Origin of the sequence: Dyella sp. LX-66 (assembly GCF_018599165.1) — a bacterium.
GTDB lineage: Bacteria > Pseudomonadota > Gammaproteobacteria > Xanthomonadales > Rhodanobacteraceae > Dyella_D > Dyella_D marensis.
In genome coordinates this window covers 94,894-109,239 of sequence record NZ_JAHFVJ010000007.1, presented here as the reverse complement: position 1 = coordinate 109,239, position 14,346 = coordinate 94,894, and the positions used below count along the sequence as shown (strand labels likewise).

Below are 14,346 nucleotides of genomic sequence, written 5' to 3'. Positions count from 1 at the left end.
GCTTCCAGAAACTTGCGCGCTTGCGCCTGGCCACCGCACGGGTTGCGCAAGGCAACCGCACAGCGTGCCGTCTCACGCGGCGGCGCGCTTCCGAAAACGTGCTTTCGTGCGCGGGCCCAGCTTGTATCGCCGGCACGGGCGTATGATCGGCCCCGGATGCCGGCGGGGGCTTAGGCGTATGTCCATAGTGCAGACGGTGCTGAGCGCGCCTCACTTCACGGTGATGACGCAGGATTGCAGCTATCCGCGCATCAACTGCGGCCGCGGCGAAGGCGAACCCGCGCGCTTCCTGCTGACGCGGCGCGGCGCGTTCTCGATCCAGGTCGGCGGCCGGACCTGCCTGGCGCGGCCGGGACAAGCCGTATTCCTGGGCCGCGACGTGGAATACCGCGTGTCGCATCCGGACCATCGCGGTTGTGCCTGCTGCACCGACGTGTGGCTGGACGATGCGTGGCTGGATCCACTGGGACTGGAAGGCGCCGGTACGCCCGTCTGCCTCGACGTCCAGCACGACCTGCAGCTGCAGCACGCGCATGTGGAAATGCTGCAGGGCATGCGGCGCGGGCCGGATGCCTTGGAGGCCGAAGAGGCCTTGCTGATGCTGCTGGATGGACTGATGCGCGGCAGCGAGCCCGTGCCGGCATCAAGCAAGGGCACGGCACGCCAACTGCAGCGCGTGCAGGAAGCGATCGTCGCCAACCCCGGCGAGAATCTTGGCGTGGATGAGTTGGCACGGATCGCCGGCTGCTCGCCTTTTCATCTCTGCCGCATCTTCCGCCAGGGCACCGGGCAATCGCTGCGGCAGTTCCGCCTGCAGCAGCGATTGGGGACGGTGCTGGGACGGTTGGGCGAAGGCGAGGAAGATCTGGCTGCGCTGGCCTGCGACGTGGGTTTCAGCAGCCATAGCCATATGACGGATGCGTTCCGGCTGGCGCTGGGTTCGTCGCCAAGCGATCTGCGCGAGCAGTTGCGCACCAGCGAACTGAAACGGCTGCGGGCGCGGCTGGCGGGAAGCCAGGACACGCGCCCGCATTGAGTCGCCTCGGAGTTCAGGGCGAGTGCCCGGCAACCGCCACCTTTCCAGTATCCGCCGCGCGCTTCGATGCATTGACCCAGTTCACCTCCCAGGTCTTTCCGCCATCCGCGGAGAACGCCTGCTCGTCGCCATTCGAACCCTTGGCGAGATGGAGGAAGGAGAAGCGCGCGAGGATGGCCTTGCCGTTGTACGGCTCCTGATCGTAGAAATCGCCGCGCCCATCGGCGAAGGCGCCGATCATCGGCGAGCTGAACTTGCCGTTGTCGCTGCTGACGAAGTTGAGGCTCCACTGGTGCGCCACGGGATTGAACAGGCGCAGCGACAGGAACTGCAGATGGCCGGACGGACCCTGGGTGTCGATCTCGGCAAGGTTGGCGCGGCCGTTCCACAGCTTGCGCACGCGTACCGTGCCGTCGAGCGGCGTCCAGGGGGAGCTGCCCGCAAGGGGATGCTCCATGCGTGACATATGGATATCCCAGTTGCCGAGTTGCCAGTCGAAGTCGTGCTGCCCGGCTTCGCTGCCCACCGGCTTCATCGGGGTGACGGCTTCGCCGGGCTTGTAGCGGGTGAGGTCGGCGATGAAGTTCGCCTCCCAGGTCCTGCCGCCGTCGTCCGAGTAGTCCTGCTCGTAGCTGTGCGCGTCGGGCGAGGTGACCGTCCAGATGCCGCGCACCAGCACGGCGCGGCCCTGGTAGAGCTCCTGGCTGTAGAACTCGCCGCGGTTGCGTTCGAAGTGGCCGACGGAAGGCGCTTCCATTACCCCGTTGTCGCTGTCGGTGAAGTACTGGCGCCATTGCCGGGCGGCGGGGTCGTAAAGGAACACCGTCATGCCTTCGAAGCGTCCGCCAGCGCTGTCCGCCTCGATCTCCTCCACTTGAGCCTTGCCGTTCCAGATCGGGTTCACCGTGACGGTGCCGCGCATCTCGTTCCACTCGGTGCGGCCCGACAGCGGTTCCTTCAGCGTGCGGATATGGGTATGCCAGGTGCCGATGTTGAAATCGAAATCGTGGCTGCCGTCAGTTGGCGCCGCGCGCGCGGCCGGCGGTTGCTCGGCCCAGGCGGGCGTGCAGGCGAGGCCCAGCGCAATGGCTGAGCAGAGCAGGAGCTTCAGCGTGGCTTGCATGGCGCGGCTCTCATCGGCGGGAGGTGATGCGCAAGCTACGCGCGCCAATGGTTTGCTTGAATAGCCACTTTTGTCACTTTTTACATGACCACTTTGCGGGGTGGCCGATAGGCCCCGACCGCGCAAAGCAAACGGCACGCGAGAGCAACCCTCGCGTGCCGTTCGCGTCTGGCGCATGGGCGCCACCGCATCGCGCGGTGGCGCCTGCATCGTCGATCAGCGCGCGCCGCCCGCGGCGTACAGCTTCTCGCCGGTCAGCCAGTACGAGTCGTCGGAAGCCAGGAACACCGCGATCGAGGCGATGTCGTCCGGCTGGCCGATGCGGCCGAGCGGGGTGTGCGCGATGGCTTCCTGGTGGAAGTCCGAACCGATAAAGCCGGCCGTCACCGTGCCTTCGGTTTCCACCATGCCCGGGTTCAGCGCATTGACGCGGATCTTGCGCGGGCCCAGTTCGCGCGACAGCACGCCGGTGATGGCGTCGACCGCGCCCTTGGTGGCGGTGTAGACCGAGCCGCCCGGCGGCACGATGCGGGTGACCAGCGAGCCGATATTGATGACGCTGCCGCCGTCGTTCATATGCTTGGCGGCGGCCTGGGTGGTCAGCAGCAGGCCCAGCACGTTCACGTTGAACTGCTTGTGGAAATGCTCCTCGGTGATCTGCTCCAGCGGCGCGAATTCGTACACGCCGGAGTTGTTCACCAGGATGTCCAGGCGGCCGAATTCTTTGACCGCGGCGTTGGCGATGGCCTCGGCGTCGGCGGCGAGGGAGACGTCGCCCTTCACCGCGACGGCCTTGCCGCCGGCCTTGGTGATGGCCTCGACCACGGCGTCGGCGCCGGCCTTGCTGGAGGCGTAGTTGACGACGACGGCGGCGCCTTCGGCGGCCAGCGCCTTGGCGATGCCGGCGCCGATGCCCTTGGATGCGCCGGTGACCAGCGCGACTTTGCCTTTGAGCTTGCTCATGACGGGTTTCCTGTCAGGTGATGGAAGGGCGAACTGCCCGGTTCAGTAATTCAATAGTTCGCAACATATGAACTAACGAACTGCAAGTCAAGGGCTGCTAAGATCGCCGCCATGAGACCGCTAGTTCACCCCTCGATCGAAGACGTCACCGTGGAAGGCATCCTCCACGCCTTGGCCGACCCGGTGCGGGTGGCCATCTATGCCGGGCTCGCCGCTTCGGAGAAAGGCACGAGCTGCTCGGCCTTCCTGCAGCTGGAGGACCGCGAGATTCCGAAATCCACGCTTTCGCAGCATTTCCGTGCCTTGCGCGAAGCGGGCCTGATCCGCAGCGAGCGCCAGGGCGTGGAGATGCGCAACACCACGCGCTGCGCGGAGATCAACCAGCGCTTTCCCGGCTTGCTGCCGGCGGTGATGGGGGCGTATCAGCAGCAGTTGATGGATCGGATGAAAGCGGCGAAGCGCAAGGGCGGCAGGGCCAGAGGCGTTTGATCGTCCGCTCTCCGGAGCGCTGATCTGCATGGGGGACGTATGTTGCGTAGCTGGCTCCTGCTCGGCGTGGCCTTGGCGCTTGCCGGTTGCAGCGGCGTTCGCGACGGAGGGACCGAGCGTCGGCTCGAACACGATCGTGCGGTAGCTCGCTCGCATATCGACGAGGCGGCATGCCGCGACCAGGGTGGCTCCGTGAAAGGCGTTGGCATGCTGGGCATGCCGGCGTGCGTGGTGCCGTTCGCCGATGGCGGCAAGCCGTGCAAGGACAAAGCGGATTGCCAGGGGCGGTGCCTGATCGCGGCATCTGCGACGGACGAAGTGACGCCACGAACTGCAACCTGCCAGCGGGACAATCAGCTGTTCGGCTGCTGGAGCGAAGTGCTGCATGGCCAGGCGCAACCGGGCCTGTGCGTCGACTGAGTGCGATCGCTAAATAATCTGACAGCGGCAAGCCTTTCGGAATGGCCCAATGAACACACCCGGACGTCGGGTGCCATCAACGAGCCAAGGCCATGTCTGAGAAAACCTGTGCCGCCTGCGACTGCGAACTGGATGCCAATGCGATCCAGGTGAAGATCGGCGGCAAGACCGTCGAGGTGTGCTGCGAAGAGTGCGCGGAGAAGCTGCGGGAAGCGCATGCTTCGGCGGCTGGCGGCCGCTGAGCCGTATCGAAACCTCAAGCCGGGCCGCCGCCAAGGCGGCCCTTTTCGTCGGCGAAACACTCAGGTCGATTGCTTGAATGCGCTGGGCGAGCGGCCGTAGGCCTGGCGGAAGGCGTTGGCGAAATGGCTGTGGCTGGAGAAGCCCAGATCCGCGGCCAGCGCGGAGAGATCTTCGCTGCGCGGCACCAGGTCGAGTGCGCGCGCCAGGCGCAGGTGCAGGTGGTAGCGATACAGCGGCACGCCTTCCACCTGGCGGAATACCTGGGTGAGATAGACCGGCGAACAACCGATCTCGGTGCCGATATCGGCCAGCGTCCAGCGCCGCGACAGGTCGCTGGCGAGCAGCACTTTTACGCGATCGGCAAGCCGACGCCGCGCATGTGTGGCGGCCGGCTCGCGCGCGCTGCGCGGACCCAGGCTGCGGCCGATCAAGGTGAGCAGCAGCGCTTCGGCTTCGAGCGGTTCGATGCTGTCGCCTTCGAGGTTGTGGCGCAGCAGGGCAACCAGGGCTTGCGCACGCGGATCGATCGGCTGCGACTGGCGATTGAAGCCGACCTTGTCGCCGCCCTGGCGCAGCAAGGCACGCGGCGCCAGTTCTTCCAGCATGGCATCGGGGATTTCCACCGACAGGCAGGCATCGCCGCCGTTCACCGGATGGCTGACCTGGTAAGCCTCGCCCGCGTTGAAAAACAGCATGTGGTTGGCGTCGGCCACGGACTGGTCGCTGCCGACATGGCGCACGTAGACGCCGCGATACGGAAAGACCAGGTTGGTCGAGGCGGCGCATTCTTCCGCGCTGCGATGCCGGCAGGCGCCGTCGCAGCGCACGTTGCGCAAGGCGACGGTGTCGGTGCTCAGCCAGCGGTCGACGTGGAAGGCGGACATAAGGCGGAGGATAGCCTGATTGAGGGGCCGAAGTGGTTCAGGGGAAGCCGAAAGCCAGGCTCGAAAACGAGGTTTCGAAATCCACGTCGTCGCTGGCCGGCAGCGGGCGGGTCCAGATGACATTGAGCAGCCAGCTGCCATGCGCCGGCACGGTGAAGACGGCGCGGCCGGCGGTGTCGGTGCGGTGGGTTTCCACGGGGCTTTCGTCGTGTTCCAGGCGGGTCAGCTTGACCAGGGCGCCGGGCAGCGGGTGGCCGAGATAGAGGACTTTGATGGGAAGTTCGTCGTTGTGGGGGAGCGCGTAAGGGTTGCGCTCGGGGACGATTTCCAAGGCCAGGCCGAGCGGGCGCGTGACCGGGTCGGAGTTGGCTGCACTGGGCGCGCCTACCTGCATCAACGCTTTTGCATGGCGCCCATAGCGCTCGGCGCCGTCGCGGTCCGTGCGATGCGTTCGTTCGCGTTCGACCAGGGCGGGCGTCAGACCTTCCGCCCGCAGGTAATCGTTGAAGCGGATGGCTGGCAAGGAAGTCATTGCGCCGTTGTCGGTTTCCAGCACCAGCAGATGAGTGCCGGGCATGGCCAGCTGCGCATCGGCATCCGCTTCTGCGGCACCCAGGTGCATGCGGGCGCGCAAGTCGCTGACGGTTCCATTCGGCGCCACGTCTTCGAAGCGCGCAATGCGCCGCACCGGAATCGGCGAGCGCTGTCGATAGGGGCCGTGGCCCACCTGCAACGTCAACTGCACCGTGCTTTGGGGCGGGAGCCAGTACGGCGAGGGTTGCAACCAGAAGTCGTGCGCGCAAACCGGCCATGCGGTGAGCGCGAACAAGGCCGTGCCGATCCAGATGCGCATGCTCATTCGAGATGATCCGGCAGATAGCCCGGCGTCACGGGCAGATAGGGCAGGGCGGCGGCAAGCACGGCGATGGCGATCAGCCAGCTCGACACCACCTTGGCGGCGACCGGCACGCGCCAGCGCACCGCCAGCGCGGCGGGAACCAGTGCGAGCGTGCATAGCCAGGCGGCCGGTAAATGGATCCAGCGGCCTTCGAAAGCGATCATGGCGCCGCTCCATAGTCCGGCGTTCACAGCCAGCAGCAGGGCGAGCCGCGCGGGAACCCCGCCACGCAGATGCACCATCGCGGCACAAACCATCGTGCTGAGCCAGCCGCACAGAAACACCGCATCGATCGACGCTGATGGCGGCTTCAGCGCAAAACCCACGGCCGCCGCCATCGCCACCAGCCCAAGGCATGCCAACCACACGCGCCGCGGCGCAAACGCCAAAGCCATGCCGAACGCGGCGCACAGCAACATGGCCGCGGGCACGCCGCCCCTCATGACACGGCCTTCAGCAGAAAGCACAGACCGGCTACGCCGATCGACGCACCCATGCCCCGCGCTACCAGCTTGCCGACCGGTTGCGCACACAACAGACCCAGCGCAATCCCCGCCACGTGCAGCAAGCCCGTTGCCAGCACAAAACCGCTGCTGTAGCCCACCGGGTCGGCCGCTGCCGGCAACTCACGACCATGCGCATAACCATGGAACAACGCGAACAACGCCACCACTCCTACCGCCGCCCACGCCGGTGCACGCCATGCCAGCGCAATGCACATGCCCAGCACCAGCACCGACAGCGCGATGCCGCTTTCCACCGACGGCAACGGCGCACCGAACATGCCGAGCATTGCCCCGCCCACCATCATCGCGGGGAACACCACCGGCAGCACATGCACCAGCGGCCGGCCGAGAAACGCACCCCACAGGCCGACCGAGACCATCGCCAGCAGATGATCCGCGCCGGACAGCGGATGGGCGAAGCCGGCGAGAAAGCCGCCGGCCAGGCCCGTGCCCGTATGCGCATACGCGGGAAGCGAGAGGGCGCAGCAGCCGAGAAAAGCGCTACGTCCACGGATGGATGGCGTAGCCATTACTGATACGCCCCGGCAGCCGCGGCCTGCGCATCGGGCGCCGCGAGGAACGGAAAGACACTGTCCGAATGCTCGCGCTCATCGCGCGTCAAGCCATCGCTGACGCTGTCCGGCGTGCCGTCGACCAGCATCGAACGCCACACGTTGGACGCGCTGTAGTTCGGCGTGCGCCCACCGCAATCCTTCGCCAACTCGCGGTTGCCGCCCAGCGCCGCGCGTTCCACCGCGAAGAACTGCGTGCAGGTGGCCGACGCGCTGTTCACCCACAGGCGATCGTCGGCGAGCAGCGCGGCGAGCGCGTGGTAGCGGCGCGCCGGCGCGGCCTTGTGATCGGCCAGCCACTGGTTGCCGCACTTGCCGTCGAAGCCGTCGTACAGCCCCAGATTGCTGGCGATCTCGTCGGCGAACTTCGCCCCATCCGCGGGCGTCGCCATGTTGTAGGTCTCCTTGAACGCGTCGCTGATCTCCTCCGGGGCGAGCGTGCCGAGCAGCGCATTGCCGGTGAGCGGGCGGCCGGCGCGGTCGATCTGCCGCGACGGCCCCTGGGTGGCCGCCCATACCGCGAGCAGCGGACCGCCCTTGTTCACCGCGCCCAGGTCGATCGAGATGACGATCGCCGAAGTGGTCCAGCCGGCGAGCAGGTTTTTGGCTGGGCCGCCCTGGGTGTGGCGCCACTCGTCGGCGACCGCACGCACCGTGGGCGCGTCGAAGGTTGGGCAACCGGCCGCGTCCACCTTGGCGCCGGCTTCGAGCGCGGCATGCGCCTTGTCATACGCGGCGCGCGTGCCCTTGACGTTGTTGAAGAAGGGGTCGTCGCGCGGGCCGGCGAAGACGCGGAAGCTGCCGTGTTCGCTGACCAGTCCCCTGGTGTCGCCGGGGTTGCCCTGCGCCCTGTCGGCATCGCCCGCCGTGCAGGTCACGTCGGTGCCCGAGCGGAAACGGCAGCGCAAGGTGGTGCTCGCCGTGCTGTGGCCGAAGCGCTTGCCGCTGTCGATATGGAAGACGTAGTCGAGCTTGTCCGAGAACGTATGCCCGACGATATCCATCACCAGGTTCAGGTGCTTGCCGTCGGGCGCGGTCCAGGCATAGAGGTCGCCGATATCGGCGCGCGGGTCGCCGATCACGGAGGGGGTGTCGAGATGGTCCGAGGCTTTGGCGGCATGGCCTAGACCTAAGCTCAGGGCGAGGCAGGCCAGCGCCTGCAGCCGCGTTGCAGCTGTGCGATTCATGGGTTTCTACTCGTGTGGATGAGGCACGAGCAGTAGGCCCGAGACGGGCAAAGCCGGGCTATCAAAATCTTTAGCAAACCGCCGGCCGGCGCCCTGGCGGGCCGGCGGTGTCACGCGAAGGCGGATCGAAGCTCAGACGCGCGTGTAGCGCATGATCCAGTTGGTTTCCCAGGTGCGGCCTTCATCCGGCGAGAAGGCCTGTTCCCATTGGCAGGTATCGGCGGTGACCGGCGTAAAGATGCCGCGCACCTTGACCGGCTTGCCCTCGAAGGTTTCGTCGGAGAGGAAGGTACCGACGCCGCCCGCGAAGCGCCCGAAGCCGGCGGCTTCGATCGCGGTGGGCTTGCCGCCGTCCAGATACCAGTCGGCCCATTGCCCGCTGGCCGCGTCGTAGGCACGCAGGCCTAAGCCGTTGTAGGTCTGGCCGCCGCGGCGCGATTCGCTCTCATTGATATTGACCAGCCCGCCGAGCAGGGCCTGGCAGCGCGAGCTGCCTTCGAACTCGTCCCAGTCGCGGCTGCCGGCCAGGCGCTTGCGCAGGCGCCGGTGATGCACGCGCCAGTTGCCGAGGAAGAAATCGAAGTCATGCGCGCCGGAAGCGGCCGCTGCCGCTGGCGGCGCCATGCCCAGGCCGCCAAGGGCGAGCAGGGCGGGCAGGCTGGCCAGGGTCCATTGCAGGACCTGGCGGCGGTGCGTGTCGATCTCGCGCATGCATCACCTCGGCTTGAGTTGGGGTGGCGTCACCATGCGTGGCGTGCGGTGGGGCGGGAATAGCCACTTGGCAAGCATTCGCCGGACCACTTCGGCGAAGGCTATGATCCTTGTTCCGTCTCACGCCCCTTTCGCCATGACTTCTGCCCTACTCGTGATCGACATGCAGCAAGGCCTGTGCAGCGGCGAATGGGCCGCGCACGATATCGACCGCGTGCTGCAGCGGGTGAACGTGCTGATCGATCGCGCCCGCGCGGGCGGCGTGCCGGTGGTGCTGATCCAGCACGAAGAGGCGGAGGGCGACCTGGTGCACGACACCGCCGGTTGGCAACTGGTCGACGGCCTGCATGCGCGGCCCGACGACCCTCGCGTGCGCAAGCTGACACCGGATGCGTTCTACGAAACCGAGCTGGGCCAGCTGCTGCAGCAGCGCGGCATCGACCATCTGGCGATCTGCGGATTGCAGAGCGATTTCTGCATCGACACCACGGTGCGGCATGCGCTGGCGCTGGGGTATCACGTGACTTTGGCGGGCGATGCGCACTCGACGGTGGACAACGAGGTGTTGCCGGCGCAGCGGATCACGGCGCATCACAACTGGGTGCTGGCGAGGCTGCAGACCTATGGCACGCGGATGGAGGTCGTGCCCGCGGAGGCCGTGCCGTTTGCGTAAGATCCGTCTGATTTTTTCTTACGTGTTCTACCCGTCGTTTTCACTCTCCTGAACCTTTCCTCAGCAAGTTGTTGCGCCGCGGAATGACGCGGCGCTGACGCTCGCTCATTCTCCGCGGCGAATCCGGGCACGCGCCATACGAAGAGCGGGCATCTCGCGATGACTCGCTCCATTGGCGCGTATGCCTGCCGGTGCCATGGGGGGCACCCAATAAAAGAGGGAGGAATGGAGTCATGAGTCAGGGCCTCGCGCCGCGCATGCGGCTGGTCATTGCACGCAAGCCGCTAGCTGCGGCATGTATCGCCGCCTTGCTGGCATCGGGTATGGCCAGTGCACAGGACACACCACCGCCAGCCAAGCCGGCGGACACCACGCAGCAACAGCAGGCACCCGCCAACCAGGCTCAGGATGCCAACAAGAAGCCGGCCCCAGGGCAGGTCAGCAATCTGCAGGAAGTGGTGGTCACCGGTATTCGCGGCAGCATCGAGAGTTCGATCCGCGCGAAGCAGAATTCGGACAGCATCATCGAGGCGATCTCGGCCGAAGATATCGGCAAGCTGCCGGATGCGAGCATTGCGGAAAGCCTGGCGCGTTTGTCGGGTCTGGCCACGCAGCGGGCGGATGGGCGCGCAAACGTGATTTCGATCCGCGGCCTGTCGCCGGATTTCGCCGGCACCACCTTGAACGGCCGCGAGCAGGCAACGATCGGCGAGAACCGCGGCGTCGAATACGATCAGTATCCGTCGGAACTGATCAGCGGCGCGGCGGTTTACAAGACGCCGGATGCGAGCCTCGTCGGCCAGGGCCTTTCCGGTACGGTGGACCTGCATACGATCAAGCCGCTGGACCTGCCCAAGCGCGCCATCGCGATCAATCTGCGCGGCGAGCACACCAGCAACGACAAGTTGAACCCCGGCTCCGGCGTGGGCGATATGGGGCATCGTGCCAGCTTTTCCTACATCGACCAGTTCTTCGATCACACCCTGGGCGTGGCGATAGGTTTCGCGCAGCTCGATTCGCCGATCCAGGAAAAGCAGTACCAGGCGTGGTGGTGGAGCGTGGACAACGGTTCCGCCGGCATCGAGAAGAACTGGGGCGGCCCGCATACGCCGGGCCTGCCCGACAATGTGCTGTCGCAGGAAGGCATGCAGTTGCGCGCCCAGTCGGAAAACCAGCTGCGCAATGGCCTGATGACGGTGCTGGAGTGGGCGTCGGGCGAGCATTACCACACCACGCTGGATCTCTATTACTCGACCTTCAACGAGCGCAAATACAAGAACGGCGTGCAATGGTCGAGCAGTCCGTATAACTCCAACGGCTTGCCGGTCTACAGCAATCTCGGCATCGCCCAGGCTTCGCCGTATCCGATCGTCACCTCCGGCACGATGAGCAATATCGCGCCGATCCTGCAGAACGAATACAGCAAGGAAAAGGACAAGCTGTTCTCGGCGGGCTGGAACCATCAGTACGACTTCGGCAATGGCTGGATCATCACCGGCGACCTGTCGTATTCCACGGCAAAGAAGCGCCTGCGCGACGCTTATCTGTTCGGCGGGCTTGCCGGCAACCCGACCACGGACGTGTATTTCCGCACACCTACCGGCGACGACTATCCGTACTTCCGCCCAGGCGTCGATCTGGCCAATCCGGCGAATGTCGTGTTTACCGATCCGGATAACTACGGTTACAACGGCCGCGAGGAGTTCGACAAGCAGAAGGACACGATCAAGGCCGCACGCCTGCAGGTTTCGCATCCGGTGGGCTGGATCTTCAGCACGGTGGATGTCGGCGCGGCCTATTCGGAGCGTACGAAGACCAAGCAGGCCGATGTGTTCTTTGCGTGGCTCAACGGCAATGGCGACGGCGCCGGCAACGGTCCGTACAACCATGGCTTCGGCGTGCCGGTCGGCTCCGCGTTCCTGCGTGGGCCTACCTCGCTGGGTTACGGCGGCATTCCGGGCATCCTCAATTACAACGTGCTGGATGCGCTGGGCAGCCAGTTCTATCTGACCCAGCGCAACGGCCAGTCGGATTGGAGCCGCAATTACTCCATTACCGAAAAGGTGCCGGTCGCCTACGTCAAGTTCAATATCGATACGCACCTGGGCGACGTGCCGCTGCGCGGCAATATGGGCGTGCAGTTCGTCCGTACCGACCAGTCCTCCACCGCGGTGCAGACCAATGGCGACGCACTGGTCGGCACGCTCAAGGGCGGCGCCAAGTACAACAAGTTCCTGCCGAGCCTGAATCTCGTGGCGCAGATTGCCGATGGGCAGTACCTGCGCTTCGGTCTCGCCAAGACCATGGCGCGTGGCCGTATCGACGATGAAAAGGTGTCCAGCTCCGCTTCGGTGGCGCGTGTTACCGAAGGCCCGGCGGCGGGGCAGGTGTTGTGGTCCGGCAGCGGCGGCAATCCGCAGCTGCGGCCTTACATCGCGGTGGGTACCGATCTGTCATGGGAGAAGTACTTCGGCAAGTCCAGTTACGTCGCCGTGGCGGTGTTCAACAAGAACCTGCTGAATTACATCTACAACAAGACCGTGCTGGACTTTAATTTCCAGCAGGCCGGCTTCGTCAACGACAACCCGACGCTGCAGCCGACCAGCCCCATCGGTTCGTTCACCCGTCCGGAGAACGGCACCGGCGGACGCATGGAGGGCCTGGAGCTTTCCGGTGCCTTCGAGGGCGGCCTGGTTACGCAAGCGCTGGATGGCTTCGGCGTGCAGGCGAATTTCTCGCTGACCAACAGTTCTATTCCGGAGAGTTCGGTTTCGTCCATTCCTGGTGGTCCGAAGACGCTGCCGGGCTTGTCGCGCAAGGTCGCCAACCTGGCCGTGTATTACGAGAAGTACGGCTGGTCGATCCGGGTGGCCGAGCGTTACCGCTCTTCGTTCACCGGCGAGACCGTTCCGTTGTTCGACCAGCTTGGCTATGTGAAGGTGCTGGCCGATAAGCAGACCGATCTGCAGATCGGTTATGCCTTTGCCGACGACACCCGCTGGAACGGCTTGTCGGTGCTTTTGCAGGTCAATAACCTCAGCAATTCGCCACAGAAGACCCAGCAGATTTCCGGCTTGCCGAATAATGTGCAGATAGGGCGTCCGCTGGATTACGTGACCTGGGGCCGCACAGTCATGTTCGGCCTGAACTACAAGCTCTAAACCACCAGCCACTGCCACACAAGAAACGCCCGGCACCCGCCGGGCGTTTTCTTTTCAGCACATCAGTCGTACTGCAACCGCGGATACCAATCCTTCCCGCGCCCCTCCGGCGTCATATCCAGCAAGGTCCAGATCGGCATCGGATCCGGCGCGCCGCGCGGGTCCTGGCCGGGGTCGGCGGTGGCCATGCTCATTTCCTCGCTCCAGAAATGCCGGATCGCGCCATCGCGCCGCGTAAATACATTGAGCGAAGGCATGTCGCTGCCATCCGGCGCGATGCCGCGGAAGTCGCGCGTGTAGTCGCCATTGAGGTCGGTGTACAGCGGCAGGTCGCGCCAGCCGCGCTCCTGCTTGAACGCGAGCAGCCGCTCGATCGGTGCGCCGGCGATCACCGCCAGCGCCACGCGCTGCTGGATATCGCGCGCTTCGCCGTTCCACGCGCCGAGCAGCGACGTGCACATGGGGCAGGGCCGTTCGCGTTGCGCGCCGAACATGTAGCTGTAGACCAGCAGGGTCTGCTTGTCGCCGAACAGGTCGGCGAAGTCGACGGGGCCGCGCTCGCCTTGGAAGCGGTAGTCGCCGTCGATGGCGGGGCCGGGCGGCAGCGCCCGGCGCTGCATGGCCACGCGTTCGATATGCCGGCGCAGTTCGATCTCTTCCGCCAGCAGCGCCGTGCGTGCCTTGCGGTATGCCGCGCTTTCGCCGGGAATGGTGACGCCGGAACGCGCGGCCAGGTCGGTGGCGGGAACCAGGGGAGTTGCACTCATCTTGTCGTCCTCCTGCGGGTGGTGATGTCAGTCGCGATCCGGCGCGCCAAGCGGGAACAGCGGGCGATAGGAGCGCGCTTCGTCCACCGCGCGCGCGAACGAGGGGCGCGCCAGCAATCGCTTGCGGTAGGCGATGACATTGGCAAAGGCCGGGTCGATCGGATGTGTCCAGTCGGCATAGAACAGGAACGGCGCGGCGCCGCAGTCGGCCAGGGTGAAGCGCTCGCCCGCGGCCCAGGCGCGGTCGGCCATGGTGCGGTCGAGCCAGCCGTAAGCGGCGTCGAGCATCTCGCGTGCCTGCTTTACGCCATGCGCGTCCTGCGTGCCTTGCGGGCGGATCGCATCGAACACCACTTTCTGCTGCGGCGTGGAAATGTAGTTGTCGAAGAAGCGGTCCATCGCGCGCACTTCCAGCGCTTCGCGCGGGTCCTCCGGCAGCAGGCGCACCGGGCCGGGATGATGCAGGCCCAGGTATTCGATGATGGTGCTGGCCTCCGCCACCATGCGTCCGCCGTCGACCAGCAGGGGGAAGCGTTTCACCGGCCACATCCGCAGCCACTCCTCGATCGTCTCCGGATGCTCCGGCGACAGCTCGCGCCATTCGAACGGCGTGCCGTTCTCGTACAGCGCGATCAGCACCTTCTGGCTGTAGGAGGAAAACGGGTGGGCATAGAGCTGCAGGGCCATGGGAACTCCGGTCGTTTCGAGGGGAC

Annotated in this window: 16 protein-coding genes; 6 read left to right on the top strand and 10 right to left on the bottom strand. The window is 65.7% G+C overall.

Features of this window, described 5'->3' with window-relative positions; all coding sequences use genetic code 11:
• Positions 1-178: 178 nt before the first annotated feature.
• On the top strand, positions 179-1,036 hold the full coding sequence (locus KK141_RS15265) for an AraC family transcriptional regulator (RefSeq protein WP_214571422.1): 858 nt from the start codon (positions 179-181) through the stop codon (positions 1,034-1,036).
• Positions 1,037-1,049: 13 nt separating this feature from the next.
• Here the strand turns inward: KK141_RS15265 and KK141_RS15260 are convergent, their stop codons facing one another.
• Positions 1,050-2,159 (bottom strand): hypothetical protein, encoded by a 1,110-nt coding sequence (locus KK141_RS15260; protein WP_214571421.1) that lies wholly within the window; start codon positions 2,157-2,159, stop codon positions 1,050-1,052.
• A gap of 216 nt (positions 2,160-2,375) precedes the next feature.
• Positions 2,376-3,122 carry a glucose 1-dehydrogenase gene (locus KK141_RS15255; protein ID WP_214571420.1) on the bottom strand — a complete coding sequence of 249 codons (747 nt, stop codon included), beginning with the start codon at positions 3,120-3,122 and terminating at the stop codon, positions 2,376-2,378.
• 111 nt (positions 3,123-3,233) lie between these two features.
• Here KK141_RS15255 and KK141_RS15250 point away from each other — a divergent pair, with 111 nt between their 5' ends.
• The 3 genes from KK141_RS15250 (at position 3,234) to KK141_RS15240 (ending at position 4,273) form a co-directional block, all read left to right on the top strand.
• Entirely contained in the window at positions 3,234-3,611 is a 378-nt protein-coding gene (locus KK141_RS15250) for a helix-turn-helix domain-containing protein (protein WP_214571419.1), read from the top strand.
• A gap of 39 nt (positions 3,612-3,650) precedes the next feature.
• A complete protein-coding gene (locus KK141_RS15245) occupies positions 3,651-4,031 on the top strand; it encodes a hypothetical protein (RefSeq protein ID WP_214571418.1) in 381 nt (126 codons plus the stop codon).
• 92 nt (positions 4,032-4,123) lie between these two features.
• A complete protein-coding gene (locus KK141_RS15240; RefSeq protein ID WP_214571417.1) occupies positions 4,124-4,273 on the top strand; it encodes a hypothetical protein in 150 nt (49 codons plus the stop codon).
• 60 nt (positions 4,274-4,333) lie between these two features.
• On the opposite strand, the gene KK141_RS15235 is transcribed toward KK141_RS15240, so the two are convergent.
• From KK141_RS15235 to KK141_RS15210, 6 genes are all read right to left on the bottom strand, one after another.
• Positions 4,334-5,158: an AraC family transcriptional regulator gene (locus tag KK141_RS15235; RefSeq protein WP_214571416.1), complete on the bottom strand. Its 825-nt coding sequence runs from the start codon at positions 5,156-5,158 to the stop codon at positions 4,334-4,336.
• 37 nt (positions 5,159-5,195) lie between these two features.
• Complete coding sequence (locus KK141_RS15230) at positions 5,196-6,017, bottom strand: DUF4198 domain-containing protein (protein WP_214571415.1); 822 nt, start codon at positions 6,015-6,017, stop codon at positions 5,196-5,198.
• Positions 6,014-6,487 (bottom strand): hypothetical protein, encoded by a 474-nt coding sequence (locus tag KK141_RS15225; protein ID WP_214571414.1) that lies wholly within the window; start codon positions 6,485-6,487, stop codon positions 6,014-6,016. The genes KK141_RS15230 and KK141_RS15225 overlap by 4 nt, the downstream gene beginning before the upstream one ends.
• An 8-nt stretch (positions 6,488-6,495) precedes the next feature.
• A complete protein-coding gene (locus KK141_RS15220) occupies positions 6,496-7,092 on the bottom strand; it encodes a HupE/UreJ family protein (protein WP_214571413.1) in 597 nt (198 codons plus the stop codon).
• Positions 7,092-8,321 carry a DUF4331 family protein gene (locus KK141_RS15215; protein ID WP_214571412.1) on the bottom strand — a complete coding sequence of 410 codons (1,230 nt, stop codon included), beginning with the start codon at positions 8,319-8,321 and terminating at the stop codon, positions 7,092-7,094. The genes KK141_RS15220 and KK141_RS15215 overlap by 1 nt, the downstream gene beginning before the upstream one ends.
• Before the next feature lie 132 nt (positions 8,322-8,453).
• Complete coding sequence (locus KK141_RS15210) at positions 8,454-9,032, bottom strand: DUF1579 family protein (RefSeq protein WP_214571411.1); 579 nt, start codon at positions 9,030-9,032, stop codon at positions 8,454-8,456.
• Positions 9,033-9,168: 136 nt separating this feature from the next.
• On the opposite strand from KK141_RS15210, the gene KK141_RS15205 reads away from it, so the two are divergent.
• Positions 9,169-9,705 (top strand): cysteine hydrolase family protein, encoded by a 537-nt coding sequence (locus tag KK141_RS15205; protein WP_214571410.1) that lies wholly within the window; start codon positions 9,169-9,171, stop codon positions 9,703-9,705.
• Positions 9,706-9,938: 233 nt separating this feature from the next.
• The gene (locus KK141_RS15200; protein ID WP_214571409.1) at positions 9,939-12,866 is read left to right on the top strand and encodes a TonB-dependent receptor; all 2,928 of its coding nucleotides are present in this window, start codon (positions 9,939-9,941) and stop codon (positions 12,864-12,866) included.
• Between the two features lie 62 nt (positions 12,867-12,928).
• On the opposite strand, the gene KK141_RS15195 is transcribed toward KK141_RS15200, so the two are convergent.
• Positions 12,929-13,633 carry a DUF899 family protein gene (locus tag KK141_RS15195; RefSeq protein ID WP_214571408.1) on the bottom strand — a complete coding sequence of 235 codons (705 nt, stop codon included), beginning with the start codon at positions 13,631-13,633 and terminating at the stop codon, positions 12,929-12,931.
• 27 nt (positions 13,634-13,660) lie between these two features.
• A complete protein-coding gene (locus KK141_RS15190; RefSeq protein ID WP_214571407.1) occupies positions 13,661-14,320 on the bottom strand; it encodes a glutathione S-transferase family protein in 660 nt (219 codons plus the stop codon).
• Positions 14,321-14,346 lie beyond the last annotated feature (26 nt).